Below are 25,349 nucleotides of genomic sequence, written 5' to 3'. Positions count from 1 at the left end.
AGCCAGCGCTGCAGAGAAGTTGTTGAACATTTCGGTGCCTGAACCAGGGTTTGCTGAGATCGCAAGCATGGATTCGGTGTCGTACTTCGGATTCGCGGCCTACACGCACTCGACCTCGCTGGCGCCATGATGGGTCTGGCACGAGGGGTATCAACCGACCGAGTACAAATTTGCACGTCCAACTAGCGTCAAAAAATAAATCTCTCCCCTTTTACCGTTGGTTTTGACTGCGCGAGCATAGACATACCAAAGACTGTTTTTTAAGGTGTGATTCGGTCAGGCTTTATACGCTCGCCTCCATTGAGACAGGAAGTCAAACATGGACAAACCAACCTCCTCCAACACTGCTCCCGCCAAGCGAAGCTGGGCATCAGCGACTGAAAAAGAGCGCTCCGATGTCTATTGGTCGTTATCCGACGCGTTTGTCGACAATGAGGTCAACTACGAATTCATCGCGCGCCAGACCGAGGATTACGATCGGCAAGAGATCAAGCGAATCCTCTATGAAGAAGTCGCACCGGTTTGCCATACGAATCTCGAGACCGTGATCCCAATGATTTGGTCTGCGTTCAATCTGGAGCAGTTGAAGGCTGACATCACAGAAACATTGAAAGCTCGAGAACGAAGCCGTTTCAGACGTCAGCTAGACAAACTGCTGATTCGCTGGCTTGAATTTCGATACAAATACATATGGAAAGAGATTTCCAAGCATTACCAAAAATGAGCGCTGCCGTGCTCGATAGCCCCGGTTACCACCGAGCAGAGACATGTGATCCTTTTCGATCAAAGCACGTTTCAGTCCCACCGTGGCGACGGTCAAACCCCTCGCCACAGCGGGACAGGCTTTACGCCTTCACCTCAACGTTATCCAACGCCTGATTCACCGCCAACTCTCCCAACATCACAACCTGCGCGATGCCCAACGCGGTTTTGCGGTGCGAGGGGTCGAGTGCTGCGGCGAAGTTGTTGAGCATTTCCGAGGCGGAACTCAGCGTTTCACTGGCGTTGGCCAGCAGGGATTCCGAGTCGTATTTGGGGTTTGCGAAGTACATGCGCTCGGGCTCGTTGACGCTGGCCATGATGTGGCCGGCGGGAAGGAGGTAGTGATCGAGTGCGCGCTCGGCGGCTTCGTGGAGTTTTTTGGAGTTCAGGGATTCGTAGGGGGATGCGGGATCGGTTTCTGGCGGATTCGGTGTTGGTTTGAACATGGTGTAACTCCTGACGGATGAACGAAAAGGAGCCATCACTCTCGCTACCAAACGAAGGGTGGAGGCCATACGCAGGTTGGTAGACCGGTCGTCAGGAACCCCGGCGCATCCGAAGACGCCCCGCGCATGACCACCATAAAACGAAGACGAGAAACGTCGTCGCAAGACAGTAGTCTTGTGCTTCTGACGGAGACGGGCTACCAAACCCGATCACTGGTTTTCAGTGACGTAGGGACGATAGAACCTGCGGGCTAGAGGCACAAGCCGGGGGATTCTGTCTTAGGTGTAGGGGGAGGCGCAAGGGAGTGTAGGCTTAGGACTGCAGGAACAGGCTTCATTTAAACAAACACGTTTTTTCCGTTTGGAAAGGCTCTACGAGCACGCTGATCGACTTAAATGCTGTCACCAGTGCAGAGCACACAGCGGTTTTTTCCGTGCGCTTTCCGTCGCTCCGATGATGGACTGGAGCCATATAAAATAAATCCTTATATTTTTCATCGCTTTACAAAAACAAGCACCTCTGCTTAAGCAAAATTCAAGCAACAGCTTTTCTAAACCCAAGGTACTCAGCAAAAAATCCCTCACCTCCCGCCCCGACCAATTCATTTCTGCCCCCCTCCCGCCGTCGTGACAGCAACATCCAGGCATGATCTCGATTATTCGGCCGCTCCCCAGTGGCAATGCCCTGCGTGTATTCCTCGAACCCCCCGTCGGCTCGCTGAACTGGCGCGTCCTGCGCAAAGCCTCCGACACCTTCACGGGGCCGGATGACCCGGGCGCCCTGCGCGCCTACGAAGGCAGCGAAAGCAATTTTGTGGATGTGGCATCGCTGGCCAATGACGTCATGGTCTTTTACCGACCGTACTACTGGAATGGCAGCACCTGGTTGTCCGCGGCGAGCGTCAACGCCACGCCTCGCGCCACGTATGTGGATCAGTCACACGACTCAGTCGGTTTCTTGCGCGATCGCCTGGAGGCCGGGCTGTTGGTTGAAGTGCAGCGCGGCAACTTCAGCCCCGAGCTGGGCTACATCGCGGTTTACACCACGGCTCCCACCCCGTCGCCCGAGCTGAAATTTCCTTACGTCACATTGCAGCTTGAGGGCGCCAACCCGGTCAATCGTGCCGGCGAAGAGAGTGGCATGGGCGTCTTGTATGGCGACGAGGGCGAGGAGTCCGAGGGCTGGCTGGAGAAAAACAGCATTCGTGTTCTGGCGTGGTCGCTGAACAGTGACGAACGCCTGGCACTGCGCAACGCCCTGCGTCGCCTCTTGCTGACGAACCTCCCCGTGTTCGATGCCCAGGGATTTCAGCAGGTCAGCTTCGGTTTCAGCGATATCGATGTCAGCAACGGCGCGTCGGGCCACCCGGTGTACCAGGCCCTGTGCAACTTCACCTGTCTTTCCACGGCTCGCGTCTCCAGCACTGTCGGCTTGATCAGTGACATCGACGTCCGCGTCAAGGACTGAATCCAACCTCCAACAAGGCTCCAAACAATGGTTTCCAAGAGTGTCACCCCTAATCCGGCAGACGGTACTGAACCCCCTGCTGGCGATCAAACCGTAACTACCGTCGAGGTTGTTTCCATGTCGGACACCCCTGTACCTGCTGCCTTTGAAATCACGCTGGAAGAATTCATGCAGAAGCTTTCACTGCGTGATTCACGCGTCGAGCTGGTCAACGGCTTCTACTTCACCGCAAAACAGAAAGGCGTCATCAAGGCTCTCGAATCCACGTTCCAGGCCCAATTCGTCGACTTCACCACTATGGTCATTGAGGACTAAACAATGTCTCTTTTTTACAACGGCAAGCTGTGGGTTACCCCGGCGACGATGTCCAAGGTCGACGACTCTGCCTACCAGAGCGCGAACCTGGGCGTGGGCAACTACGCCGCCTTCATCGGTACAAGTGCCGGCGGCGAGCCAAACACGCCGCTGGCGTTCAGTTCGCCAGCGGAAGCCAAAGCGGCGCTGATCAGCGGCCCGCTGCTGGATGCGATCACCAAAGCTTTTGCACCCAGCGCTGAAACGGGCGGTCCGTCGACTGTTTATGCCGTACGCGTCAACCCGGCCGTTCAGGCAACACTGGCCCTGAAGGACACTGCCGGTGCGGACAGTATCCTGCTGAAGTCTTCGGACTACGGCCAGTGGACCAACCAGATCAAGACCAAAATCGAGTCCGGCTCGGTGTCTGGCTTGATGGTCACCACCCAGTACCAGAACGGTTATGTCACCCAAGACAACATCGCGCGTCCGGCCCTCACCGTGCAATACACCGGTGCCCAGGCAAACGCGGCCATGACCGTTTCCGGTACCAGCATCGTGCTGCAGGCGCCGAGCGGCACCACCGTAGCCACTGTCGACCTGAACGTCTATTCCACCTATCAACAAGTGGTTGACTACATCAACACCATCGACGGTTTCAGCGCCGGTGTGGTTGATCCAAACAACATCAATGCCGTGGCCCTGAATGGCCTGGACTACGCCACCGCCGCAAACGTGAAGACCCAGTACACCGTCACCGCAAACCTGCAGGCGGTGATCGACTGGTTCAACAGTGGCAGCGAAGGCCTGGTCACCGCTTCCCGCGCGCCTGATGCCGGAACAATGCCTGCCCTGCTGCCTTTTACTTATCTGGCGGGCGGTTCCAATGGCGTCACCAGCACCCCGGAATGGTCGGCAGCATTCACCACTCTGCAATCGGTTGATGCGCAGTGGATCTGCCCGGTCAGCACCACGCCGGCGATCTGGGCGATGGCCGATGCACACGTGCAATTCATGTCCAAGTTCGGCCGTATGGAGCGTCGTGCGGTTTGCGGTACCGATCTGGGCACCTCCGATGCGGCCGCGATCGCCTTCGCCAAAGCGCTCAACTCTGATCGCACCTCGCTGGTCCACTTGGGTCACTACGGCTACGACGTCAATGGCAACCTGGCGCTGTTCAACGCTTCGTACACTGCGGCGATGCTGACCGGCATGTTCGCCGGCGTTAACCCAGGTACGGCCCTGAGCAACAAATCGATCAATGTCTCGGGCCTGGAACGCAACCTGCGCAATCCGACCGACACCGACGCCCTGATCACCGGCGGCGTGCTGTGCATCGAGAGCACCAAAAACGGCTACAAGGTTGTGCAGTCGATCAGCACCTGGCTGGTGGACAAGAAATTCAACAAAGTCGAGCAGTCCTGCGGCTGGGCCACCGACTACACCGCACGCACCGTTCGTGAGGCGCTGGATGTCCTGCGCGGGCAGAAAAACAACCAGGTCAACCTGGGTCGTGCAGCCACCATCACCGACACCGTGCTCAAAGCATTGTCGGTCGCCGAACCGGCCGGGCCAGGTGTTCTGGCAGGCGACAAGGCCAACCCGCCGTACATGGGCATCACCGTGACCGCCAGCGGCGACACGCTTGCCGTCGCGTTCCAGTGCTCGCCAGTCATCCCTATCAACTACATCCCTGTGTCGATCTCGCTGAAGATCTTCACCGGCACAGCCTCGGCATAAGGAGGGCTAGCCCATGAAAAACAACCAGAAAGTCCGCAGCGGCAACCGTACGGTCATCACCTACGACGGTTTCCAGGTCGGCTTCGTCAAGTCGGTCCGCATGAACGATGACTACGCGCCGGAAGCGGCGTCCGGCATTGGCGATATTCATGTCGGCGAGTGGGTGCCAACCATGGCGCGCCACACCATCACCGTCAGTCGCCTGATTCTCGAAACCGACAAAATGCGCGAGCGCGGCATCTTCGCTGAAAACGGTGATGCCGTCCTGCAAGGCCTGGTCTTCGACATCGAGACCTACAATCGCGATGACGGCTCGCTGCTGCGCAAGTACACCGGCTGCTCCTACGCCTCGGGCGATATGGAAGTGACCGCGCACCAGATCCTGATCGGCTCCGGTCAGTTCAACGCTTTGGACGTGGGTGGCACCGGCGGCTGATCCAGCCCTCCTCTCCTCCCGAAAAGCCCGCGTCATGCGGGCTTTTTGTCGTGACCAGACAATAACCGGAACCTTTCATCCACCCGACCGGGATTCCCAATGAGCCGTACACCTTCCGATACCGACTTCCATGAAGAAATTCCTGGCGTTGGTCAGTTCGTTTTCGCTCGCCGCACCATGCGTGACGAAATGCGCATTGCCTCCGAGTACTCGCGTTTGACCGAAGGCGTGATGACTCCGACTCCGTTTCTGGCCACAGTGGCCGGCTGGATTGCCACGCTGAAAGTCCTGATCGTCGCGGCGCCGGATGCCTGGGATCTGGATGAAATGGATCCGCTGGATGAAGACGCCTACAACCGGATTGCCAAGGTGAACAACGCGCTTCGCCAACGGGAGGGCCAGTTTCGCAAAACAAAGGGAACGGCAGGCAAAGGCGCTGGGCAAGCACCTGGTGGGAACGATCAGCTTCTGGTTTCGCCGCAAGTACCTGCTGTCGCCGATTGATCCGCGCTTTCTGGATCTGACTCTGGAGCAGATGGAAGCGGAGTACTGGGCTTACCACTACTTCGAACAGCCACCGGGCGAGGAATTCGACGATGACGAATTCGACGAAGAATCGATCCTTGCCGAAATTGAAGAGCGGGCTTTGTCAAAGCAGCAGCGTCAGCACACACAAACAGCACATATGGCGGCAGAACTCCTGCCGCCTGATCCGGGCGACTGGGAAGACATCGACGAGGTAACGGCGTGAGCGACATCAAGATCCCAGTGAGCGCGGAGCTGAATCAGCAGGAAATCGATCAGCAGATCGCTCAGGTCAAAGCCGCCCTGACTGATTTGGCGCGCGTGGCCGAACAGGCTGGCAAGACCCGATTCACCCCGATCAGCAAGATCGACCTGGAAGACGTGCGCGCGATGCGTGCGGAATTCGAGGCCATGGTGCGCCTGGCGCCGGCGTTGAAAAAAGCGCTGTCATTGGGCGGCCAGGACGGCCGCAGTTTCGAGCAGGTCGATTGGGGCAAAGTGTGGGAAGGCCAGAGTCAGCGTTCGAGCCAGGCCAACACCGTGCTGCGATACCTTCGGCCGGACGCTTTGGCAACAGCCTCGCCGAATCGGGCTCCATCCGACGCGGGCCAGCCAGACTCGTCATCCCAATCGAGCCCCGGCAGCCAAAGCAGCTGGAGAAGTGTCGCCGGCAGTGCAGCGGCTGATCTTGCCGGCAGCTTGGCCAATCAGGTCGGTGGCCTGGGAGGCGGGATCGCCTCTGGCGCACTGGCCGGCGCCGCCTCGGGTGGTGGCCGGGGTGCCGCTTTGGGTGCGATCACCGGCGGTCTGTCGGCCATCCTCGACATGATGGCTGAAGCGCGAGATCTGGCGGCGAGTTACGACACCCTCAAACGCACGCTGGGCGACGTCAATATTTCCTTTGATGGCCTGCAGAGCAGTTCACGCAGCCTGGCGGATCAATATGCCCTGGGCGACAGCGAAGTTTCGTCATTGCTCAAGCGCTACGCGAATCTGGCAGGGGGAACACTGGATCCGGCCGGATTGGGTAACGAGACTGGCGTAGGCATCGGTTTCGCGCAATCGTTTGGTCTGGAACCGTCGGCCGCGGTGGATTTTTTCGGCCGTATGAAAGGCATGGGCCTGACCAAAGACGCCAATGACAACAAGCGCCTGGCGCTGATGATCGGTGAAAGCGTGGCCAAGGCCGGAGATCTGCCGCGCATGGGTGACGTCCTCAGCAATCTGGGGCGCTATGTGGAAGGCGCGTCGCGCGTCAGCCTCAGCAGCCCGGGCTCCCGAGACTGGCTGTCACGTATGGCGGGCCTTGAAAATACCGGCCTGGCCGGAATGAACCCGAACAGCGCGGCGGGGATTATCAACACCATCGACAACACGATTCGCCAGGGCGGCAACAGCGAAGCGGGCAAAAACTTCATGTCCGGTGTGCTGCAGCGCGACAAGAACCTCAACCCGATCCAGGCGGAGATCCAGTTGGAAGGCGGGGCATTTGGCACCGGCAAGTCAGTCTTCGGCCCTGACTCAGCGATGGCGGCCTACTACGCCAGATTCGGCGGCGGTACCCACCTGCAAAACTGGTCCGACAATGAAAGTACTGTCAGCGTCCTGCAGAAACGCCTGATTGAGCAGTACGCGGGCAAGTCGCCCGACCTGCTGCTCAACGCCTTCAAGACCACCTTCGGAACCAGCTACGGTCAGTCGGCTGCGTGGCTGACCTCCCGACCTGAAGATAACGACCGGATGGTCTCGCGCCTGCAGCGCTTGGGTATCGATCCGCGCGATGTCAGCGGCAGCGGCATCTCACGGTTGAGTCAAATCGAATCTGACGCTTCGCTGTCTGAAGCGCAGAAAGACGCCAAAACCAAAGAAGCCGCCTCGCAGAACCAGGAAGACACCAAAGCCTCCGAAGCGCAGGCGGCTGCTGTGGCCGGGAATAACGCCCTGCTTCGCTTGGCCGGAGAAGGCTTGCCCGCCCTCACGGCCATTCAGAATGCCGTGCAGCGCATGGCCGGCATTGATCCCGTTTCCGCCAAAATCGATGCGGATCACAAAGTTCGCAGAGCGTCGATCAGCAAAAACGAAGAGGCGGAATTCGACGCGGCTCAAGCGGAATACGATCGTCTGGTGCCGTTTGATCTGATTGCCGCGTCACGCCGGTTGCTCGGTGCGCCGCTCAATGCAAAACAGCAAGCGGCCAAGGATCGGCGCGATGCGGCCAAGACGGCCTATGAAAAGGCCTGGGCCGATGAAAGCGAACGCTACGGTCGGGAAAAGTGGACCGGTGTCAGCGAAACCCCGGCCACCAGCACCGTCCCGCTCGCGGCCGGTCAACCCTCTGCAACTTCGCCGGCGACTCAGGCGGATGACGCTGTGCCCACGCTCTATGAAAACGATCCCGCCCCTGACGAGTCGGCCTCGCCCGGCGCCGGCGGAGCAAGAGGCGTTACCCCTGAACTGCTGCAGCGTGCGGCCGAGTCCGACCGCAAGGCCGGCTTGCCGCCAGGCACCACCGCGGCCCTGATGATGGTCGAGAGTTCGTTCATCTCCAACAAGACCAGCAGCAAAGGCGCCAAGGGCCTGTTCCAGATCATGCCGGACAACATCGCCAGCCTGTCAAAGCGCGCCGGACGCCAGTTGAACCCGTTCAACACCAGCGATTCGTTCTACATGTATGACGAGCTGATGGCCGAACGCAAAAGGTACTACGGCGGCAACATCGAAAAGATGCTGCGCAGCTATCACGGCGGATACGACGAGAACCAATGGGGCCCCGCCAATCGCGACTACCTGCCGGCCATTGATAAAAGCAAACGCGAACTGACGTTGAACGGCGGATCACCGCTTGCACAGGTCTACCAGATGCCACAAACCATGCAGCACGCGGTTGCCGTGGATGTGACCCTGCGCGATCCGTCGGGCAATCGCTTGAACAACGTCAGCATTGATACATCGGTCGGGCGCCCGGTTGTCAGCGGCTCGGGAGCAAAAACCTTGTGAAAATGAACGTCGATCAACCCAAGTTCCAGGTGAGGCTGATCAAGACCGTCAAGCGCAAGACGGTCGACGGTCAGACCCCGACTTCGTTGCGCTATCAGGGCGCCAGTGGCGTGATCGACCTGACGCGCTGGCTGGGCGACGGCTCATCTATCACCACCAGCAAGAGCGTGCATGAGCCTGCCGGCGGCTTCGCCATCACCGTGCCTGACATGCCTGCCGATATTGGCGGCCTGGACACGCTATACGGAATTGTCGAGCCGATGGATTTAATAGAAATAAGAATGCGGCGATCGATCTACCCGCTCAACAAAGAAAACATTCCGATCGTCATGCGCGGTTTTGTTTCCCGGATCACTCGCCAGGAAACCATGTCAGCCAACGGCAGCCCCCAGCGCTCGATCACCCTGCACGGCCACGATTACGGGAAAGTCTGGCAGATGTTGCAGCTGTTCTATGGCCCCAGTTACATCACCGGGCAAGACGTGCTTTCGGCATTCAAACTGATGGAGAAATTCGGCGCCGGTTTTTCCAATACGCTGACGAACGTCGAGTTTCTGCGCACGGCCATCGATAACCTGGTCAATCCGTTTCTGGCCAACCTGTTGCCTGAGGGCAGCGGTTTTCCGCTGCTGGATGTCAAAGCAGACCAGGTTGTCACCGCGTCCGTTGGCATCGCCGGTATCCAGTCGGATGAAGGCTCGGTGTATCAGTTGCTGAAAAAGTACCTGGACATCGGTGTATTCAACGAGCTGTTCATCACCGAAGACGACAATGGCGTTTACTGCAACTATCGTCAAAACCCGGCACTTGATCTGAACGGCACCCCGCTCGACCCCGAGGTCACCACTGCGCCGCAACTCAGTACCGAATTCACCAACGCGGCGATACTGAACCTGTTCGAGATCGATGCCGCCGATATCGTCTCACTGGAGGTCGCGCGCTCGGATGAAGGCGTCGGAAACTACTACTGGGTGTCGGCGCCGTCATTCAGCCTGAACAGCGACGCCATCATGCGCCAGATGGGGATCAACTCCGGACAGCGCAGCACCGTTGATTTTTCCGGCTACGCCAACTGCGCATCGGCGCTCTATGGTTTGCGCCTGGTCTGGCAGAACACGCAACTGGGCGGCCCATCGATCACCAACAACAAATCCGGCCTGCCGGAAGCCGAACAGAATGCCCGCGATGCCAACCTCTTCGATTGGGTGGCCAACCGGCGGGCGTTCCTGGTCGCACAGAACAAGGACAACAGCCTTCTGGAGCTGGGGAGTCTGCGCATCAAGGGCAACGAAAAAATTCGTGCGGGCAACTACGTAATGATCCGCCGCGGCAATTTTTCGTCGATGTTTTACGTCAGCCAGGTGTCGCACCAAATGCTGCCCTTTGAAGGCTTTTACACCAACCTGGTGCTGGAGCGCGGGCAAAGCTTTTCCAATCGGATAAAACTGGCGGGCGGCGTGGATTCGCCGTACCTCGCGGAGATGATTCAATGAGTTCGACCTCCAGACGCGCACGTGTCGTGGCCATCCATCCACAAGATCATTCCTGCGATGTGATTGTGCTCAACGATGGCTCACGCTGGGCCGGCGTGCAGATCATGTCCGGCTCGGCCAGCACCAACACCGGGTTGAATGACCTGCCGGTGCCCGCCCCGGCGCCGGATGGAAATCACTGGAACAGCAGCCAGAAAACCGCGCGGGACATCATCGCCATCATCGACTGGTGCGAAGGCTCGCCCTACATCACCGGGTTCTTGTTCCCACAGATTTGCCAGATGACCTTCCCGGAAGGCAACCGCAAGATCGATCGGCACGCCTCCGATTTTTATCACACGATCGACGGCGCCGGGAACGCTGAGTGGTACCACCCCAGCGGCACTTACCTGCGCATGGGCGCAAGCCCCGCGCACGAGGACCTGACCGGCAAGGACTTCGACAAGAAGTGGAGTATCAGCAACAACACCGCCTCCGCCCCCCATGTGCAACTGGTGGTCGCGAATGCGGGTGCGGTCAAGGCGACGATCAACATCGACCCGGCCGGGAACCTGACGGTGACCAGTGCTTCGGGAGCGGCCGTGCTCAAGTTTCCGGGGGGCACCACCATTGATTCGCCAATAACCACGTTCACCGGCGATGTGAAGGTCAACAAAAACATCAAAGCCGATCTGGACATCACCGACAAGGTCCGCAGCATGGCGGCTGACCGCATCATCTACAACGGCCACACCAACCCGAACAACGGAAATAACCCGCCACCGCAGCAGATGTAATGTTTGTCGTGACGCCACCATGACGTCATGGACCTAAACTCGCCCGCTTCACAAAAAGCTGCCGACTGCCCCATTACGTTTGTGATGGATGATGAGTCAGCCGGTACATCTGAAGAACTGACTCTGCTGATCCGGCCGGAGGAACTTTCCGTCGGCTTCCCCAGCCGCCTCTCGGTCAATCAGACCCTGGGCGGCGCCTGGGCGGACAGTTTCGGGGAAGGCATTGAAGAGGGATCCTTTTCCGGGACCCTCGGCTGGCGCGCCGCCCAAGGCGACACCGGTGGAACCGAGCGCCTGATCAACTTCAAGACCTTTGTTTATTCCGACTGGCATGCCCGTCGGGCTGCAGCGGTTGCCAAAGGTGATGATCCTTCGCTGGTCAAACTGATTCTGGTGGATAGCCTGAACAGCTATTCGCGCGTGATCGCCCCGCGCGTGTTCGAGCTCAAACGCAGCAGGAGCCGACCGTTGCTGGCTCAGTACCGATTCGGTTTCGTGATGTTGTCGCATGATCTGCGCGGCAAGGATCTGCAGCCAACCGATGAGAGTCTGTTTGGCACGATTACCTCGTGGATCGACAGCTTTACTGCGTCGATCAATGCCATTACTGCAAGGATCAAGGACGTGTACAAATGGATCGACAAAACCCTTGTTGCGCCGATCAAGAAGCTGGTGGAAAAGACCATGGCGATTTACACCGCCATCAAGAAAATGGTCAACGCCGGCATTGATATGTACAAGGCAGGTATCGGGATCATCCGCCAGATTGGCAGCATCGCGACCCTGGTGACCTCGGCTGTCACTAACATTTTTCGCTCGGTGGCTTTGATCAAAACCATCCCCAACATTGCCAAGGCGGCGATCATGGGTGTGACCCGCGAATTCACCAACCTGTTCTGCCTGTTGAAAAACTCCAGAGTCGTCATGAGCTATGAAAATTACGACGACTTGTATGGCGCGTCCAACTGTTCCTCCACCGCCGGTGGTCGCTCGGTGTCGGCTTACTCCGGCGCGGCCAGCAACACCTTCGCGGCGGTTGCCAAGCAACCGAACCTGCCCGTCAGCGTTTCCCAGGGCGCAAGCAACAGCCTGAAGGTGCTGGCCAATACCGATCTGATCACGACCAACCTGCCGGCCGATGTCATCAACAGTAACCTCGCCATCGTCAACGCGGGTCTGGTGGTGAACACATGAGCGACTTCACCAGACAGTATTCCGGGTTTCGCTTTGCGCCGACTCGCTATGGCGATTCGTTACAACTGATCGCCTATCGCGAAATGGGGGACGCCAATGCCTGGGCGCAGCTGGCCTGGTTCAACAATCTGATTGCGCCGTTTGTCACGGACGATCCTTTGCTGGCCAGCGATCGCGTGCTGCTGGGCGGCAGGCAGATCAGAATTCCGACGACCGTTGCCCAGCCGCAGCCGTCCAGCACATCGGCCGATGACGTACTGCTGAGCGACTGCCAGTTGCTCAATCGACGCTTGACCGTCAACCCGGCCACGGGCGACTTCAACCTGGTGTCCGGTCGCGAAAACCTCAAGCAGGCCTTGATCCATCGGGTGGTTACCGACCCGGGCGAGCTGATGTATCACCCCGCTTATGGTTGCAAGATTCAACGACGCCGCGGCAACAAGAATGCCGCCGTTGCCATCCTGATTGGCCGAATGGATGTGCAGGATGCCCTTGCGCAGGAAACCCGCCTCAAACGCATCAACTCGATCACCCCTTCCAGCAACGGCGATGTCCTGGCGGTGACGGTCGATGTCACGCCGATCACCGGCAACCCCATCATTGCCCAAGCGAGCGTGTAAATGTTCCAGATCAAGGATTTTGTCTCCATCACCGCGTCGATGCTCAACTGGATGCGCGCCAGTACCCACCGCATCACTGACTACAACGTGGGCTCGGTCGCACGGACCCTCGTCGAGGCGCCTGCTGCCGAGATCGATGAGCTTTATCAACAAATGTTCATCGGGATCAAGGAGGCCATTCCGGTCGCCACCTATGCGACGTTCAACTTCGACGCGTTGCCGCAAATCAGCGCTGCAGGGCCGATCCGCGTGCAGGTGACTCCCGGGGCTGGCGAGCTGATCGCGGCGGGCACGACCTTTTCCGGCACCGGGCTGGCCACCACCTACTCGGCATTGGCCGATGTGGTCATCGAGCCTGGCGCATCCTTTGTCGATGTGACCGTCGCGGCTGACAACGGTGGTGTTATCGGGAACATCCCGAAAAACCAGGCATTCACCTTGACCCCCTCGCCCGGCAATTTTGTCAGCGCGAGCAACCTTTCGGCCTTTTCGTCGGGAACTGACGCCGAAACGCCGGATGAGCGCAAATTGCGCTTCGCCAGTTATATCAATTCGATCGCCCGCTCAACCGTGGCGGCCATTACCTACGGACTGACCACTGCCAACCGCACGGACAAAGCCGGCAACATCATCGAGCACGTCGCCAGTGCTGCCGTGGTTGAACCGTATTTGCTGGACCCGAACGAGCCCATCGCACTCGTCAATTGCTACGTGCATAACGGCACCGGCAGTACCTCTGCCGCCCTGGTGGCGATCGCACAGAAAATCATCGATGGCGACTACGACATCAACGGCAATCCGGTCCCGGGCTACAAGGCCGCCGGCATTCCCGCCCATGTTTACGCCGCTACCGAACTGTTGGTTGACGTCGAAGGCAATCTATCGGTGCAATCGGGATATGACGAACCGACCTTGGTCAAGGCAGCCATCAGTGCAATCAACAGCTATCTGCTGGGTCTGGGCATTGGCGAGGACGTGCTGTCGGCGGAAATCATCCGCATCGTGAAAAGTCTCGACGGTGTGTACGACTTTGCACTGACCAGCCCGGACGCCAACATCGCCGCGTCGAAGAGCCAGAAAATCATGCCTGGGGCCTTGAACATCACATGAAACTGACGCAGAAACTTCTCTCCCTGCTGCACCGGGTATTCGATCCCGATCCCGAACAGTTCCTGGCCTTGCGGATCAGCTACGGCGGGGGCATGACCTGGAAGGTATCGGAAGGTGTGCTCAGTACCACTGTGGTGGGCGGGATTGGCCGAGGGTTTTCGATCGATTTGACCACCGTGACGCTGGCGCAACTGATCGACCAGATTTCCTCTCGCCGAGGCTATCAAGTCCTGTACGCCGACGGCAGCGCCAACATGGCGTTGTCGGCGCGGGTATTGATGGATGGCACGGGCGACATCACCCGCTCCAATGGCGATCATCTGTACGCCTACACCAGCCTGGTCTGGGCCTACATGGAAGCGGTCGGTACCGAGCTCAAGGCCGCCAAGGCGCAGATCCCGGAAGCCATCAACCAGATGAGCATTCCCACCGCGTCCGGTGACTGGATCGACGAGCTTGGCAGTTACTACGGCGTGCCTCGATTGCAGAGCGAGCCGGACCCGAGCTATGGCGCGCGCATCATTGCCGAGACGGTGCGCCCACGGGCCAACAACGTCGCCATCGAACGCGCGATCAGCTACTACACCGGACAGGCCACGAAGGTCACTGACGTCATCCTCTACGGCCCCTCATTTCCCAAATACAACGGCGCCATCACCCGTAACAGCGACTATCACTACCAACCCATGTCATCGCAGTTGTACGGGTTGTTTGATGTGCAGCTGGGTTACGACCTGTTGGGCGGGACTGACCCGACGGCCTTCTCCGCGATCGTCACGGGCATTGTCGATCGTCTGCGATCGGCAGGCACTCACTTGCGCGCCTTGTCGTTGCAGTCCAGCGCGATTGCCGACACGTTCACGCCTCCGGTGGATGGCGCGATGCCGCTGGTTGCCACTCCGGTCCTGGCAGACACGCTGACTGCGCCCAGCGAAATCGAACCGGTGTTGAAGACCTTCATCGGTAACACCAATGACAGTTTGAATCCACCAGATGAGGCGTTATCCGGAACCGTTGCATACGGCTACAAGTACAACAGTATTCGCAAACGCAACGGTGCGATCACCTACGCGGGCGGCACAAACGGCGCGCTCTCTGTGTCGTGACGCCATGCTTGGGGTATTCATCCTGGAGCATGGCGAATGTCCGGCACTACTCTTAACGACTACTACGAAAAAGCCCCTAGCGGCCTGTTTCTGCTGCACGTCTACCGTGGCAGCGAATTGATCGACGTGATCAAGGAACACAACCTGATCGTCGATGGATCGAAACAGATTCATGCGCAACTGCTGGGCGGCTCCGTCGCCAATCAGAGCGTAACCAAAATCGGCTTCGGCACCAGCATTGTCGCGCCTGCGCCCGGCAACATCGCGCTGACCGGGCAGTACCTGAAGGCACTGGATGGCATCACCTATCCGCAGAGCAATCAGGTTTCCTTCCAGTTCTCGCTGGGCACCTCCGAAAACAACGGCGTGTCGATCGGAGAGTTCGGGCTTTTTACCGGCGGCAATGTGCTGTACGCACGCAAGACCCGCACCACCGCGATTCCCAAAGCATCCGACCTGTCATTTACCGGGTCCTGGATCATTTCCTTTTGAGGTTCTTGATTAATGGCTAACCAACCAGAATCGCCAAACTACGACGCTGGCGTCTATCAACTGGAAATCGTCGACTCCGTTGACGGCGGTGTGGGTGCGAAATCCAACGCCCCGCTGCTGTCCCTGGCCAACCGCACCGCGTACCTCAAGCAGCACATGGATGCGCTGGAATCCGGCAGTTATGTGCCCACCGGTTTCGCTTTGCTGAACTCGCCGTCTTTCACCGGTTCGCCGACAGCCCCGACGCAAGCCGCAGGCGACAACACCACCAGACTGGCCAACACCGCATTTGTGCAAACCGCCGTCGACGGCACGGTGCTGGTGGACATTTCCGGTGCCGCAACTACCACCCTGACACAAGCCCAATACGGCCCGGCCGTCATCAAGCTGACCGGTGCCGTGGTCGCCAACAAGGCCGTGGTTTTTCCAAACCTGTCCGGGCGCTGGCAAGTCATCAACAATTCGACGGGCGCGTTCACCGTCACCCTGAAAACCGCCGCAGGCAGCGGTGTTGTCCTGTCGTCAGGGATGTCCTCGAACATCTACTGCGATGGCTCCAGTATCAGCCTGCAGCAGACGGACTTTGTCAGCACCGATCTGACGGGTGTACCCACTGCGCCAACCGCGGCGGCGGGCACCAATTCCGCGCAACTGGCGACCACCGCTTTTGTGGCGGCCATGGGCGCACAGAAAGCGGACCTGTCCAGCCCGGCCCTGAGCGGTGCTCCGACGGCCCCGACGGCGGCGTTTGGCGCCAATACCGGGCAGATCGCCAACGCCGCATTCGTTCAGTCAGCGATTTCTGCACTGGTGGCGTCCGCGCCTGCCAGCCTGAATACGCTGGCCGAGTTGGCAGCCGCTATCGGCAACGATCCGAACTTCGTCACCAACGTGAACAACGGCCTGGCAAGCAAGCAGCCTGCGCTGGGGTATACGCCAGTGCAGCAAGGCACGGGCATCGGCCAGCTCGGTAATCAGGTGAAACTCGGCTGGAGCGCGGCCTCCAAACTCAAAGCCACGGTAGACAGCACTGATCTGGGCAACGTCGCTGTGGAAAACTGGGTCGGTGCCAACTACGCCCCGCTGTACTCGCCGAATATGTCGGGGGTTCCGACTGCGCCAACCGCCGGTGCCGGTACCAACAACGCCCAAGTGGCAACGACCGCTTTTGTCGCGGCACTGGGTGCGCAGAAAGCGGATCTGGCCGGGTTTGCCCGTTCAATGGGTGCAAACGGTTTCCAGAAGCTTCCCTACGGTACGATTATTCAGTGGGGAGGCAATATGACCGATGGCAATGGCTATTGCACGTTCAACTACCCCTTCGCCTTTCCGAACGCGGTGCTTGGCATGGTTATCTGTCCTCGATGGATTACTCCGGCTGGCCCGATCTTCGTGGGCAATGGAACGCGGAACAACGCGCAGGCAATCGTCATGGCGAACTGGAACAACGGACCTACGGTGGCCGGTTTCGACTGGATCGCAATCGGGTATTAAGGAGGGCGCAAACATGTTCTATTCAGCTTCTACCGGTGGTTTCTACAGCCACGAATTACACGGCGACAACATCCCTGAAGATGCCGTCGAAATCAGCGAACAACGTCATCTCGACCTGCTCACGGGGCATTCCGAAGGCAAGCGCATCATTGCGGGCAAGAAAGGTCTGCCAGAGCTTGCCGATCCTGCCCCGGCGTCCGCCGAAACCCTGGCCATTTGCGAACGCGTCTGGCGCGACCGCGAATTGTCGGTAACGGATGGCCGGGTCTCTCGTCACCGTGACGAGGTTGAGGCCGGGACCACGACATCCCTGACCACCGAGCAATACAGCGCTTTGCAGGTCTACCGCCAGGCACTCAGAGGCTGGACCGAGGCTAAGGACTTCCCGCAAATCGCTGCCCGGCCGGCAGCCCCTGAATGGCTGAACAGCTAGGCAGGCGTCGTGACATCAACCTGCGGGTATACCAAAGGTTGATGTCCAATGCCCAAATTCAAACGCCTCAAAGCCCTGCTTGATAAATCAGCCTGGTTGCTGATTCTCCCTTCTCTGCTTGCCCTTTTCCTGATTGACACGGCGATGCTGCAAACCCTGATCCAGTGGCTGGTGTTCGCACCCGTGCTGGCCGGGTTGGCAATCATCGTCAGTCGGGTGGTGTTCCCGCAGATTCACTTGTCGACGCTGGTCGAGCAAATACGCCAGGGCAATATCGCCGCAGGCCTTCTGGCTTCGGCGCTGGTGCTGTTTGTCGCCATCGTGATCATGGCGCTGGTCATGTGGGCGAAGGCCTGATGCACCGAACGGCACTCTGTCTTCTCGCACTGATGGTGCCGTGTGTGATGGCTGACGGCATTCCCGCGAACGCTCTGCGCTATCTGCCGGCACTGGTCAGCACCCAGCAAACAATCTGGCCTGACGCCCCCATGCCGTCTTTTCTGGCGGCGCAGGTCGAGCAGGAATCGTGCATCACATTGACCCACTCCAAATGCTGGAATCCGCGCGCCGAACTGAAAACAGCGCGCGAAAACGGCATCGGCTTCGGCCAGTTCACCAGAGCCTATCGTGCCGATGGCAGCATTCGTTTCGACACCATCAGTGAGTTGGCCGCTACCCATCAAAGCCTGCGCGGGTGGAATTGGGAAAAGCGCTACGACGCGCATTACCAACTGGCAGCCATCGTCGAGATGGATCGTGCCCTGTATCTCCGTCAGCGTGATACCGCCAGCAGGCGCGATCGTCTGTCTTTCACTTTGGCGGCCTACAACGGCGGCGCTGCCGGCGTGTTGCAGGATCGGCGCCTGTGCGCCAACACCCAAGGCTGCGATCCGTCCAGGTGGATTGGGCATGTCGAGCGAACCAGCCTGAAAAGCAAAGTCGCGGCGAAGGGCTACGGACAATCGTTTTTCAGGATAAACCGCGAGTACGTCAGCAATATTCTGAATGTGCGTCGCCAAAAATATGAACCCTACTTCCAGGGCGATGCGCAATGAACCCTGTTGATCGTGATGAATTCCGAGAACTCGAGATCGCTGTCCAACACGCCGACGGTAACGTCATTCGTTTGCAGGAGCAGGTCAAAGCGATGCAGAAAACCGTTGAAGACCTGGTGTCCCGTGCCGAGTTCGCGCCAGTCAAACTGATTGCCTATGGACTCGCCACGGCAGTGGGCTCCTCAGTCATTTTCGCCATCCTTGCCAAGGTGATCATCAAATGACCGCTGCTGCGTTGTTCCGGGACAGGGCATTTCTGTTCGTCAGCATGTATCTGGCCGCGTTGTTCATTTCGCTGATTTTACTGGGGTGGTTGCTGTTCGTGGGTGGCAACCCGATCACCATAAAAAACTATGGCTTGATCAGCGCCACCGGCTATCCGGTGGAGGGGTTTCGCGTGGGTGAGATCGCCGGCATGAAATGGCAGCTATGTGCCGACAAGGCGGTGACCATCGAGCAATTTCCCGCGCTGCGCGACGCGCGCGGCCTGGTGTTTCCATTGCCCATAACGCTGAGTGAATCTGCCACCGGCTGCCACGACACGTTTTACGGTTTTGTTGTCCCCCCGTTACCTCCCGGTGAGTACACCTACGTCACGAATATCAGGTTTCAAAACAACCTGGTCGGACGTGACGAAGCCGCCACCTTCCCGCCTGTTCGCGTCAGGATCACGTATGAGCGCACTCACTGATATTGCGCTCGGCACTGCGTCGAGTGCAGCAAGCAAAGCCATCCTGCCCTGGCTATGTCTGGCAGCGATTCTGGCACTCGGGTCGGCGGGGGCCGCTGGCATGTACGCCGGGTATGAGGTGGCCAACGCACGCTACGCCGACGAACAGAAAAAACTGCTGGGAGCGTTCGCCGAGGCCTCCACTGCACAAAAGGAAGCCCTGAAGGAGTCGCGTCGGCGTGGTGATGAAGCAACCGGCGTGTTCTTGCAGGAGTTACGCGCGATGACGATCGTGAACACCACAATCAACAAAGAAGTGCAGCGGGAAATACAGCGCACGGTCTACACCGATTGCAAGCTGCCAGACAGTGGCGCTGCCCTGCTGATTCAGCATGTCGACGACGTTAACCTCAAGCTATTGGAGAGCGACCAGCCATGAAGTCACTGATCATTGTCACCGCGTTGCTGCTGGGTGGATGTGGTAGCACCTACCCGGTCATCGTCAGTGACGACAAAGCCAGCATCGACCCTGCCGCAGCGCTGCTTTGTGATCCGGTACCAGCACCACCGCCGCGCACAGAAGCGACGATGGGCCAACTGTACACATTTGCCGATGACATGGTCGCACTGTACGGGGAGTGTGCCATTCGGGATCGGGGAAAATACCGCTGGATCAAGTCACAGGGTCACTGATGCGCGAATTGCCTGGCGCGGCGTTCGGTTTCGCTTTGGCAGCCGATACAGATTTTATACCCCCACTCCCGGCGTTTGGGTGGCAGCGTTCCTTCGCAGTCAGCGACGGTGCACTGCTCGGGCCCATAGCCCCTGTCGCCGGGAGCGTAACGCACTACAGCGGGCCGTGAACGGTTGTTGAACTCCCACTGGCGAAGCTCTACGGCTTGCGCGATATTTTCAATCGACATGACCACTTCCAACTCGGTGGACACCGGGTCATCCGGTGCCTTTCACCCAGTGTGCTGTCACGCCGACCTTACGATCCTGGTTGTCGAATCCGCCGAAGGACGCCCTCTGCGCTGGCGTCCACATCTGGTGAATTGACCGGGTTCAGATCCTTTCACCCGGTTATTCCTTCAGAGAATCGCGCAAGGACTTTTCGGCCGAAAAGGCCACGCCTGCTGCAAAAGGGTCGCTATCAATCTTGAAGCGCCAGTTGGCGCCTTTCGGATGGCCATTCAAATCGACCATTTTCAGTTTGCCGAGACGCGGCAGGAGCGTTTCGCCATCCAGCCGCAAGCGTTCGATGATTTCGTCGGCCCAGGCATCCAGGAATCGATTGATGGTTTCTTGTGACTCTCCCGTACGGGTGGAAATAGCAGCGATGACAGCGTGTTTACTCATGGTTTTGCTCCAGCACGCCGCAACGATGCACGGCTTGCCTGTTCAGGTTAAAAAGACGTCGTAGTCTTGCGGCACGACGACAAGGTCCAGGGTTTCAGCTCTTTCAAGAGTCTCGCCATCCAAAGTCTGATCAGTCTCAGCGACCCCGTGGAATTGCGGATCGTGCTGTTCAACTCGAATCGGCCTACTGTTTTCGGCCTGCAGCGTCTCTTCCACAGAAATTATCTTGTCGGATGTTTCCTGCGGATCCTTCTCAGCGGTTGTGAAAACCGCAGCAGCAGATTTCGCCACCCTATGATTCAGGGCAGATTTTCTTACAGATGATGCGTAGGCAATTTCTGTAAATGCTGTGGTCGTTTCTTGCGGGTCCCTTTCAGCTTCAACTACACCAGAGAAATCAACGGCCGATGCCCCGTCTTTTAACGCATGAAAAATATCGACCCATTCGACAAGTTCATCGACTGACGTCTCTTCAATCCTGTGACCTGAATAGCGTTCGAAAGAGCCGATATTGACGCCATGTTTCAAGAATGATGATTGTGTTTTACGAAGCCGGCACCGAGTGGATTCAACAGTACTCGCGGCGATAGTTTCCTTGCACCGCCGCCTGGCGTCCTCAACCGACCATTTTGGCAGCAAACCGGGCATCCGGCCACGCACTTGTCGACTGGCCAACCTGGCAATCCCGGCGCCGGTGCATGATGAGGTGAGAACAACCTTGATCAGTTGCTTTGATCGGTCATTGCCCCCAATGCTCCAAGCAGAGTCGTCCAATAAGAACATTCCAATAACGATGCCATAAGCAGATTGATTGATTATAAATGATTATTTGGTAACGGTATGTACGCTCAAACCGGCACGCGACAGACAGCCGCGTATCGCGCGAGACGTCTGTGGTAGAGCCTGTTGTTGGTGTTGGATGGTGCATGCCCGGGTCGTTGATAGCAGGCACGGCTTCAACATCATTGTCCGATCAGGCGGTTTTTCCCTGCCCCCGGGCTGCATCGTGTTGCGGCACATACAGCATAAACTGGTCACGCTCCCCCCCGGCTTGCTCTACCCTTCGTCGCGCCATTCGAGTTTCGCAATGTCGTGATTCGTTCTCTTTTGCGCGTCCGGATGTGCCTTTTCGATGGCCTGCGTTCATCGCAATGCGCCAATGGTCACGATGAATCCGCGCACACGGCCGTCAAATTCGAGCCGTACGAAACAACATAAAGTGATTTTTGATACTCAAAAAAGATCAATTAGTGTTTTTAAGCATTGATCAAATAATATATGCTGGTCCCACTGAAAACGAGGTAATGACATGTCCGATAAACGACCCGCCCCTAAAAACTTCCAGGAGGTGTTCTACCGCTATCTGGACGATATGGAGCGTCGGGCACACGCCGTCGGGTTGACTTTGACCGACCTCTGTCGTGAATCAAAGGTGGCACGAGCAACCCCGGATCGCTGGCGTAAGTCGCTGCCAAAAACCATCCAGAACGTTTGCGATCTGGAAGCCATCGTGAAGAACGCGGAAAAGGCAGCGAAAGCAGCCGAAGAAGAGCGAACGCAGAAACCGGGCAGTTAGAAATACGACGAGGGAGAGCAGTCATGGAAACTTTAATTCTCAAGGTTTATAGCGCCGAGTTGGCTGAACGGGCAAAACATGACGGCATCGCGCCGCGCGCAATCACTGTCGAAGATGAGCGTATCGCGGCGTTGGCGGCGGCGTTCCCTGAACGCGATTTGCGTCACGCCGTCGTAATGCGTGCAGCCTACGAGCGTCAGCTGACAACTGAACTTCGCAAGCAAAAAGACGCCCTCCCCGCCCCCGCCAGCGAGGCATAGAGATGAGCCGCAATCCAATGGATTCAGGCTGATCGTCCATCAGTGGGTCGACTGATCTCGACCCGGTTCTGTCGCCTGGTTTTCTCCACCAGGGAAGCATTAAAAACTCGGCGGTGCCGCCATCTGCGCTTGAGGCTCGAGGCCCGGTTGTTCCCGGTCTTTGACGGCTTCCGCCTGCGGCTGCCTGCCAATTTTCTCAATAGCAGGTCGGTCTCGAATGGAATGCATGAACAAAAAACAACAGGACGGCTGCAATGAGTACTAACGCCGTAATTGACGAGCTGATGAGCGCAATGCGCGAGCAAGGTATTGAACCTTCGCAACCGTTGAAACTCGACGGCACCCTCGAACGCTTTCATATCACCGGCGACCGCAAAGGCTCAATCAACGGCTGGGCGAAAATCCACATGGATTCGAGACCCGCGGGGGCCTTCGGCTGCATGAAGCGTTATGGCAGGCACAGTTTTGTCTGGAGGGCTCAACGCGAAACAACGCCGATCTCCGCGCATGAGTTGCAAGCGCAGCGTGCGGACTGGGCTCGGCGAAAGTTCGAACAAACCACCCTTGCAGACAAGCGTCATGCCGACGCTGCGACCCGCGCAAGAGCACTCTGGAGTGCCGCTCCCACGGCCAGCGACGAGCATCCCTACCTTGTGCGAAAGGGCGTCAGCGCCCACGGCTTGCGAACAGGTCCTTGGGAATTCATCAACAAGGAAACCGGCGAGGTGCGCACGCTGACCAGCAATGCGTTGTATGTCCCCTTGTGTGATCTGACACAGACAGTACACAGCCTTCAGGGAATCTTCCCTGGCAAGATTCTGGGCCGGGGTGAAAGCGCGCGCGACAAGGATTACTTGAAGGATGGCGCCAAGCGCGGCCTGTTCCACAGCATCGGCAGCGTGCAGATGTTCGACAACCGTCCGGTTTTTATTCTTTGTGAAGGCTACGCGACGGGAGCAACCCTGCACGAAGCCACCCATCATCGGGTGCTGGTAACCTTCGACACCGGCAACTTGCTGCCAGTGGGTGAAAGCATCCGCGAAAAACACCCCGATGCGATCATCCTGTACGCCGCCGATAATGATCAGTGGACGGTCACCGCAACGATTGACAATCCAGGCGTGCACTTTGCGCGGGAAGCCGCCAGTGAAATTGATGGCCTGGTGGTCGTGCCCCCCTTCGCTCATGCCGAAGGGTCACAGGATCCTGAAGGCAAGTGGTCAGGTCCTACCGACTTCAATGATCTTGCACTGCGCGATGGCAACGCAGCAGTGGCGGCCCTCATCGAAGCGGCGTTGGTGGCAGCACGGTTACCGCCGTCCGGCAAGATTGCAAAGAAGCCGCAGAAGCCCGAAGAGGTTGACCCCCTCAGCGCCAATGGGCACTTCACGATTCTGGGTTTTGACCATGATGATTATTTTTTCTTCCACCATCACAAGCGCCAGGTTGTTACCTGTACCTGGAAGGAAATGTCGAAAAAATGGATGATCATGATGGCCCCCGCCAACTGGTGGGAGCGCTCTTTCCCCAGTGACAAAGGTATCAATGAGACGAAGGCGCTGGAGTGGATTTTCCAGACCGCCGGCAGCCGCGGAATTTATGACCCCTCCAAGATCCGTGGACGTGGCGCCTGGAACGATAAGGGGCGAACGGTGTTCCATCATGGCGCCTATTTGACCGTTGACGGTGTCGCGACGCGTCTGGTCGACATTCCTTCAGCCTATGTGTATCCGATGTCCCGCGAACTGCCCGATCCGGCCGCTTTGCCGATGACTGACACTGAAGGCGCCCACTTGGTATCTGTCGCCGAGCTAGTGCGCTGGTCAATGCCGGGCAGTGCGGCACTCATGGCCGGCTGGGTCATGCTGGCCCCGATTTGTGGCGCCATCGGCTGGCGACCGCACATATGGCTGACCGGTCCTGCCGGCTCCGGCAAATCGACCGTGCAGAAGATGTTCTGCGCCGGCCTGACTGCCGGCATCAATATTTACGCGCAGGGCAACTCGACCGAAGCCGGGATTCGCCAGGAATTGAAGGCTGATGCATTGCCCGTGCTGGTAGACGAGGCGGAAAGCAACAACGAGCGCGAGAAACAACGCCTGGAAAGTGTCCTGTCGTTGATCCGGCAGACATCCTCGGAATCGCAGGCCAAAACCTTGAAAGGCACCATCAGCGGCACCGGTCAGCACTACCAGATTCGCTCGATGTTCTGCATGGCTTCGATCAACGTCAACCTGCCGACCAAAGCCGATATCGACCGGCTGACAAAACTGGTGATCAAATCACCGAAAGACGCCGGCGCCGACAACTGGATCAGACTGGAAAGCGAGCTGAACGCCATCGACAGAGACGACAGTATTTCCAGTCGCTTGCTGGCGCGCGCACTCACGTTGATGCCGGTCATCCTGAAAAGCATCGACGTATTCCGCAAGACGGCGGCTGTGCACTTTGGTACCCAGCGCGATGGTGATCAGTTCGGCACGCTGCTGGCCGGATGCTGGTGCATGCAAAAAAGCCACGTGCCGGACGAATCTGAAGCGTTGAGCATGATCGAGCGCTATAACTGGCAAGAACACACCGAAGACCAGGACCAGGACGACAGCAGCAAAGCCCTTGAAGCCTTGCTCGGCGCCAAGATACGCATGCCCGGCACGGTTGGCGACCAATCGGTATTTGACTTGATACGCGAATCGACGACCGCCTACCGATTGAACACCGTTGCTCAGGATCTGGCGGAGCAAACGCTACGTCGCCACGGCATCATTGTGGATTCGATTGGAAACCGACTGATGTTCGGTACCGGCGTATCCAACCTGAAGGAGCTGATCGCCAGGATGCCGGCCATCACAGACTTGCGCGGGCAACTATTACGCCTGGCAGGCGCCGAACGCATCGACAAAACCTACAAGTTCAACGGCCACGCGTCAAAAGTCATCAGCATTGGTCTGACCCCGATTCTGGGCGATAGCAAGGCGTCTGAGGATAGCTCGCCGATCTAGTGCAGACGGGTGGGCGGCTCGATCGTCGCCTTCCCCGCCTGGTA

Annotated in this window: 30 protein-coding genes; 26 read left to right on the top strand and 4 right to left on the bottom strand. The window is 58.2% G+C overall.

What is annotated here, in order from left to right; genetic code table 11:
- The first annotated feature begins 319 nt into the window (after positions 1-319).
- Positions 320-724 (top strand): DUF7079 family protein, encoded by a 405-nt coding sequence (locus M5G26_RS18045; protein WP_273916130.1) that lies wholly within the window; start codon positions 320-322, stop codon positions 722-724.
- A gap of 121 nt (positions 725-845) precedes the next feature.
- Here M5G26_RS18045 and M5G26_RS18040 read toward each other — a convergent pair whose 3' ends face one another.
- Positions 846-1,208 carry a DUF6124 family protein gene (locus M5G26_RS18040; RefSeq protein ID WP_273916129.1) on the bottom strand — a complete coding sequence of 121 codons (363 nt, stop codon included), beginning with the start codon at positions 1,206-1,208 and terminating at the stop codon, positions 846-848.
- A gap of 646 nt (positions 1,209-1,854) precedes the next feature.
- Here M5G26_RS18040 and M5G26_RS18035 point away from each other — a divergent pair.
- The 22 genes from M5G26_RS18035 to M5G26_RS17930 all read left to right on the top strand — a co-directional run bounded on the left by M5G26_RS18035 (position 1,855) and on the right by M5G26_RS17930 (position 19,804).
- The gene (locus M5G26_RS18035) at positions 1,855-2,676 is read left to right on the top strand and encodes a hypothetical protein (RefSeq protein ID WP_273916128.1); all 822 of its coding nucleotides are present in this window, start codon (positions 1,855-1,857) and stop codon (positions 2,674-2,676) included.
- A 117-nt stretch (positions 2,677-2,793) separates the two neighbouring features.
- Positions 2,794-2,991: a hypothetical protein gene (locus tag M5G26_RS18030; protein WP_273916127.1), complete on the top strand. Its 198-nt coding sequence runs from the start codon at positions 2,794-2,796 to the stop codon at positions 2,989-2,991.
- A gap of 3 nt (positions 2,992-2,994) precedes the next feature.
- Entirely contained in the window at positions 2,995-4,710 is a 1,716-nt protein-coding gene (locus tag M5G26_RS18025; RefSeq protein ID WP_273916126.1) for a hypothetical protein, read from the top strand.
- A 13-nt stretch (positions 4,711-4,723) separates the two neighbouring features.
- On the top strand, positions 4,724-5,146 hold the full coding sequence (locus M5G26_RS18020) for a hypothetical protein (RefSeq protein ID WP_161548786.1): 423 nt from the start codon (positions 4,724-4,726) through the stop codon (positions 5,144-5,146).
- 99 nt (positions 5,147-5,245) lie between these two features.
- Positions 5,246-5,650, top strand: a complete 405-nt coding sequence (locus M5G26_RS18015; RefSeq protein ID WP_273916125.1) for a hypothetical protein — start codon at positions 5,246-5,248, stop codon at positions 5,648-5,650.
- Positions 5,598-5,897, top strand: a complete 300-nt coding sequence (locus M5G26_RS18010; RefSeq protein WP_273916124.1) for a hypothetical protein — start codon at positions 5,598-5,600, stop codon at positions 5,895-5,897. Before M5G26_RS18015 ends, M5G26_RS18010 begins: the two co-directional genes overlap by 53 nt.
- Positions 5,894-8,668 carry a transglycosylase SLT domain-containing protein gene (locus M5G26_RS18005; protein WP_273916123.1) on the top strand — a complete coding sequence of 925 codons (2,775 nt, stop codon included), beginning with the start codon at positions 5,894-5,896 and terminating at the stop codon, positions 8,666-8,668. The genes M5G26_RS18010 and M5G26_RS18005 overlap by 4 nt, the downstream gene beginning before the upstream one ends.
- A complete protein-coding gene (locus M5G26_RS18000) occupies positions 8,665-10,161 on the top strand; it encodes a hypothetical protein (RefSeq protein ID WP_273916122.1) in 1,497 nt (498 codons plus the stop codon). The genes M5G26_RS18005 and M5G26_RS18000 overlap by 4 nt, the downstream gene beginning before the upstream one ends.
- Positions 10,158-10,937, top strand: coding sequence for a hypothetical protein (locus M5G26_RS17995; protein WP_273916121.1), 780 nt, complete (start codon positions 10,158-10,160; stop codon positions 10,935-10,937). The genes M5G26_RS18000 and M5G26_RS17995 overlap by 4 nt, the downstream gene beginning before the upstream one ends.
- An 84-nt stretch (positions 10,938-11,021) precedes the next feature.
- Positions 11,022-12,131, top strand: coding sequence for a hypothetical protein (locus M5G26_RS17990; RefSeq protein ID WP_273916120.1), 1,110 nt, complete (start codon positions 11,022-11,024; stop codon positions 12,129-12,131).
- Positions 12,128-12,751, top strand: a complete 624-nt coding sequence (locus tag M5G26_RS17985) for a hypothetical protein (RefSeq protein ID WP_273916119.1) — start codon at positions 12,128-12,130, stop codon at positions 12,749-12,751. Before M5G26_RS17990 ends, M5G26_RS17985 begins: the two co-directional genes overlap by 4 nt.
- Complete coding sequence (locus M5G26_RS17980; protein WP_273916118.1) at positions 12,752-13,861, top strand: baseplate J/gp47 family protein; 1,110 nt, start codon at positions 12,752-12,754, stop codon at positions 13,859-13,861.
- Positions 13,858-14,967: a hypothetical protein gene (locus M5G26_RS17975; RefSeq protein ID WP_273916117.1), complete on the top strand. Its 1,110-nt coding sequence runs from the start codon at positions 13,858-13,860 to the stop codon at positions 14,965-14,967. Before M5G26_RS17980 ends, M5G26_RS17975 begins: the two co-directional genes overlap by 4 nt.
- Positions 14,968-15,003: 36 nt before the next feature.
- Positions 15,004-15,459, top strand: a complete 456-nt coding sequence (locus tag M5G26_RS17970; protein WP_273916116.1) for a hypothetical protein — start codon at positions 15,004-15,006, stop codon at positions 15,457-15,459.
- Positions 15,460-15,471: 12 nt separating this feature from the next.
- Positions 15,472-16,953: a gp53-like domain-containing protein gene (locus M5G26_RS17965; protein WP_273916115.1), complete on the top strand. Its 1,482-nt coding sequence runs from the start codon at positions 15,472-15,474 to the stop codon at positions 16,951-16,953.
- A 13-nt stretch (positions 16,954-16,966) separates the two neighbouring features.
- Positions 16,967-17,386, top strand: coding sequence for a phage tail assembly chaperone (locus M5G26_RS17960; RefSeq protein ID WP_273916114.1), 420 nt, complete (start codon positions 16,967-16,969; stop codon positions 17,384-17,386).
- 48 nt (positions 17,387-17,434) lie between these two features.
- Complete coding sequence (locus M5G26_RS17955) at positions 17,435-17,743, top strand: hypothetical protein (RefSeq protein ID WP_273916113.1); 309 nt, start codon at positions 17,435-17,437, stop codon at positions 17,741-17,743.
- A 47-nt stretch (positions 17,744-17,790) separates the two neighbouring features.
- Positions 17,791-18,441, top strand: a complete 651-nt coding sequence (locus M5G26_RS17950) for a hypothetical protein (RefSeq protein WP_273916112.1) — start codon at positions 17,791-17,793, stop codon at positions 18,439-18,441.
- Positions 18,438-18,665 carry a hypothetical protein gene (locus M5G26_RS17945; protein WP_273916111.1) on the top strand — a complete coding sequence of 76 codons (228 nt, stop codon included), beginning with the start codon at positions 18,438-18,440 and terminating at the stop codon, positions 18,663-18,665. Before M5G26_RS17950 ends, M5G26_RS17945 begins: the two co-directional genes overlap by 4 nt.
- Positions 18,662-19,132: a hypothetical protein gene (locus M5G26_RS17940; RefSeq protein WP_273916110.1), complete on the top strand. Its 471-nt coding sequence runs from the start codon at positions 18,662-18,664 to the stop codon at positions 19,130-19,132. Before M5G26_RS17945 ends, M5G26_RS17940 begins: the two co-directional genes overlap by 4 nt.
- Positions 19,116-19,550, top strand: a complete 435-nt coding sequence (locus tag M5G26_RS17935) for a hypothetical protein (RefSeq protein WP_273916109.1) — start codon at positions 19,116-19,118, stop codon at positions 19,548-19,550. The genes M5G26_RS17940 and M5G26_RS17935 overlap by 17 nt, the downstream gene beginning before the upstream one ends.
- Positions 19,547-19,804, top strand: a complete 258-nt coding sequence (locus M5G26_RS17930; RefSeq protein WP_273916108.1) for a hypothetical protein — start codon at positions 19,547-19,549, stop codon at positions 19,802-19,804. The genes M5G26_RS17935 and M5G26_RS17930 overlap by 4 nt, the downstream gene beginning before the upstream one ends.
- On the opposite strand, the gene M5G26_RS17925 is transcribed toward M5G26_RS17930, so the two are convergent.
- The 3 genes from M5G26_RS17925 to M5G26_RS17915 form a co-directional block, all read right to left on the bottom strand.
- Positions 19,798-20,058, bottom strand: a complete 261-nt coding sequence (locus M5G26_RS17925) for a hypothetical protein (protein ID WP_273916107.1) — start codon at positions 20,056-20,058, stop codon at positions 19,798-19,800. The genes M5G26_RS17930 and M5G26_RS17925 overlap by 7 nt on opposite strands.
- A gap of 136 nt (positions 20,059-20,194) precedes the next feature.
- Positions 20,195-20,470 (bottom strand): HU family DNA-binding protein, encoded by a 276-nt coding sequence (locus M5G26_RS17920; protein ID WP_273916106.1) that lies wholly within the window; start codon positions 20,468-20,470, stop codon positions 20,195-20,197.
- 42 nt (positions 20,471-20,512) lie between these two features.
- Positions 20,513-21,118, bottom strand: coding sequence for a hypothetical protein (locus M5G26_RS17915; RefSeq protein ID WP_273916105.1), 606 nt, complete (start codon positions 21,116-21,118; stop codon positions 20,513-20,515).
- Between the two features lie 661 nt (positions 21,119-21,779).
- Between M5G26_RS17915 and M5G26_RS17910 the strand changes: the two genes are divergently transcribed.
- The 3 genes from M5G26_RS17910 to M5G26_RS17900 all read left to right on the top strand — a co-directional run bounded on the left by M5G26_RS17910 (position 21,780) and on the right by M5G26_RS17900 (position 25,305).
- Entirely contained in the window at positions 21,780-22,046 is a 267-nt protein-coding gene (locus M5G26_RS17910; RefSeq protein WP_273916104.1) for a hypothetical protein, read from the top strand.
- 23 nt (positions 22,047-22,069) lie between these two features.
- Complete coding sequence (locus M5G26_RS17905) at positions 22,070-22,306, top strand: hypothetical protein (protein WP_273916103.1); 237 nt, start codon at positions 22,070-22,072, stop codon at positions 22,304-22,306.
- A gap of 254 nt (positions 22,307-22,560) precedes the next feature.
- Positions 22,561-25,305, top strand: coding sequence for a hypothetical protein (locus tag M5G26_RS17900; protein WP_273916102.1), 2,745 nt, complete (start codon positions 22,561-22,563; stop codon positions 25,303-25,305).
- Positions 25,306-25,349: the final 44 nt, after the last annotated feature.

Source organism: Pseudomonas sp. TNT2022 ID642 (genome assembly GCF_028656995.1).
Classification (GTDB): Bacteria; Pseudomonadota; Gammaproteobacteria; order Pseudomonadales; family Pseudomonadaceae; genus Aquipseudomonas.
Note: the sequence above shows the minus strand (reverse complement) of the source record. Positions and strands in the feature narration are given on the sequence as shown.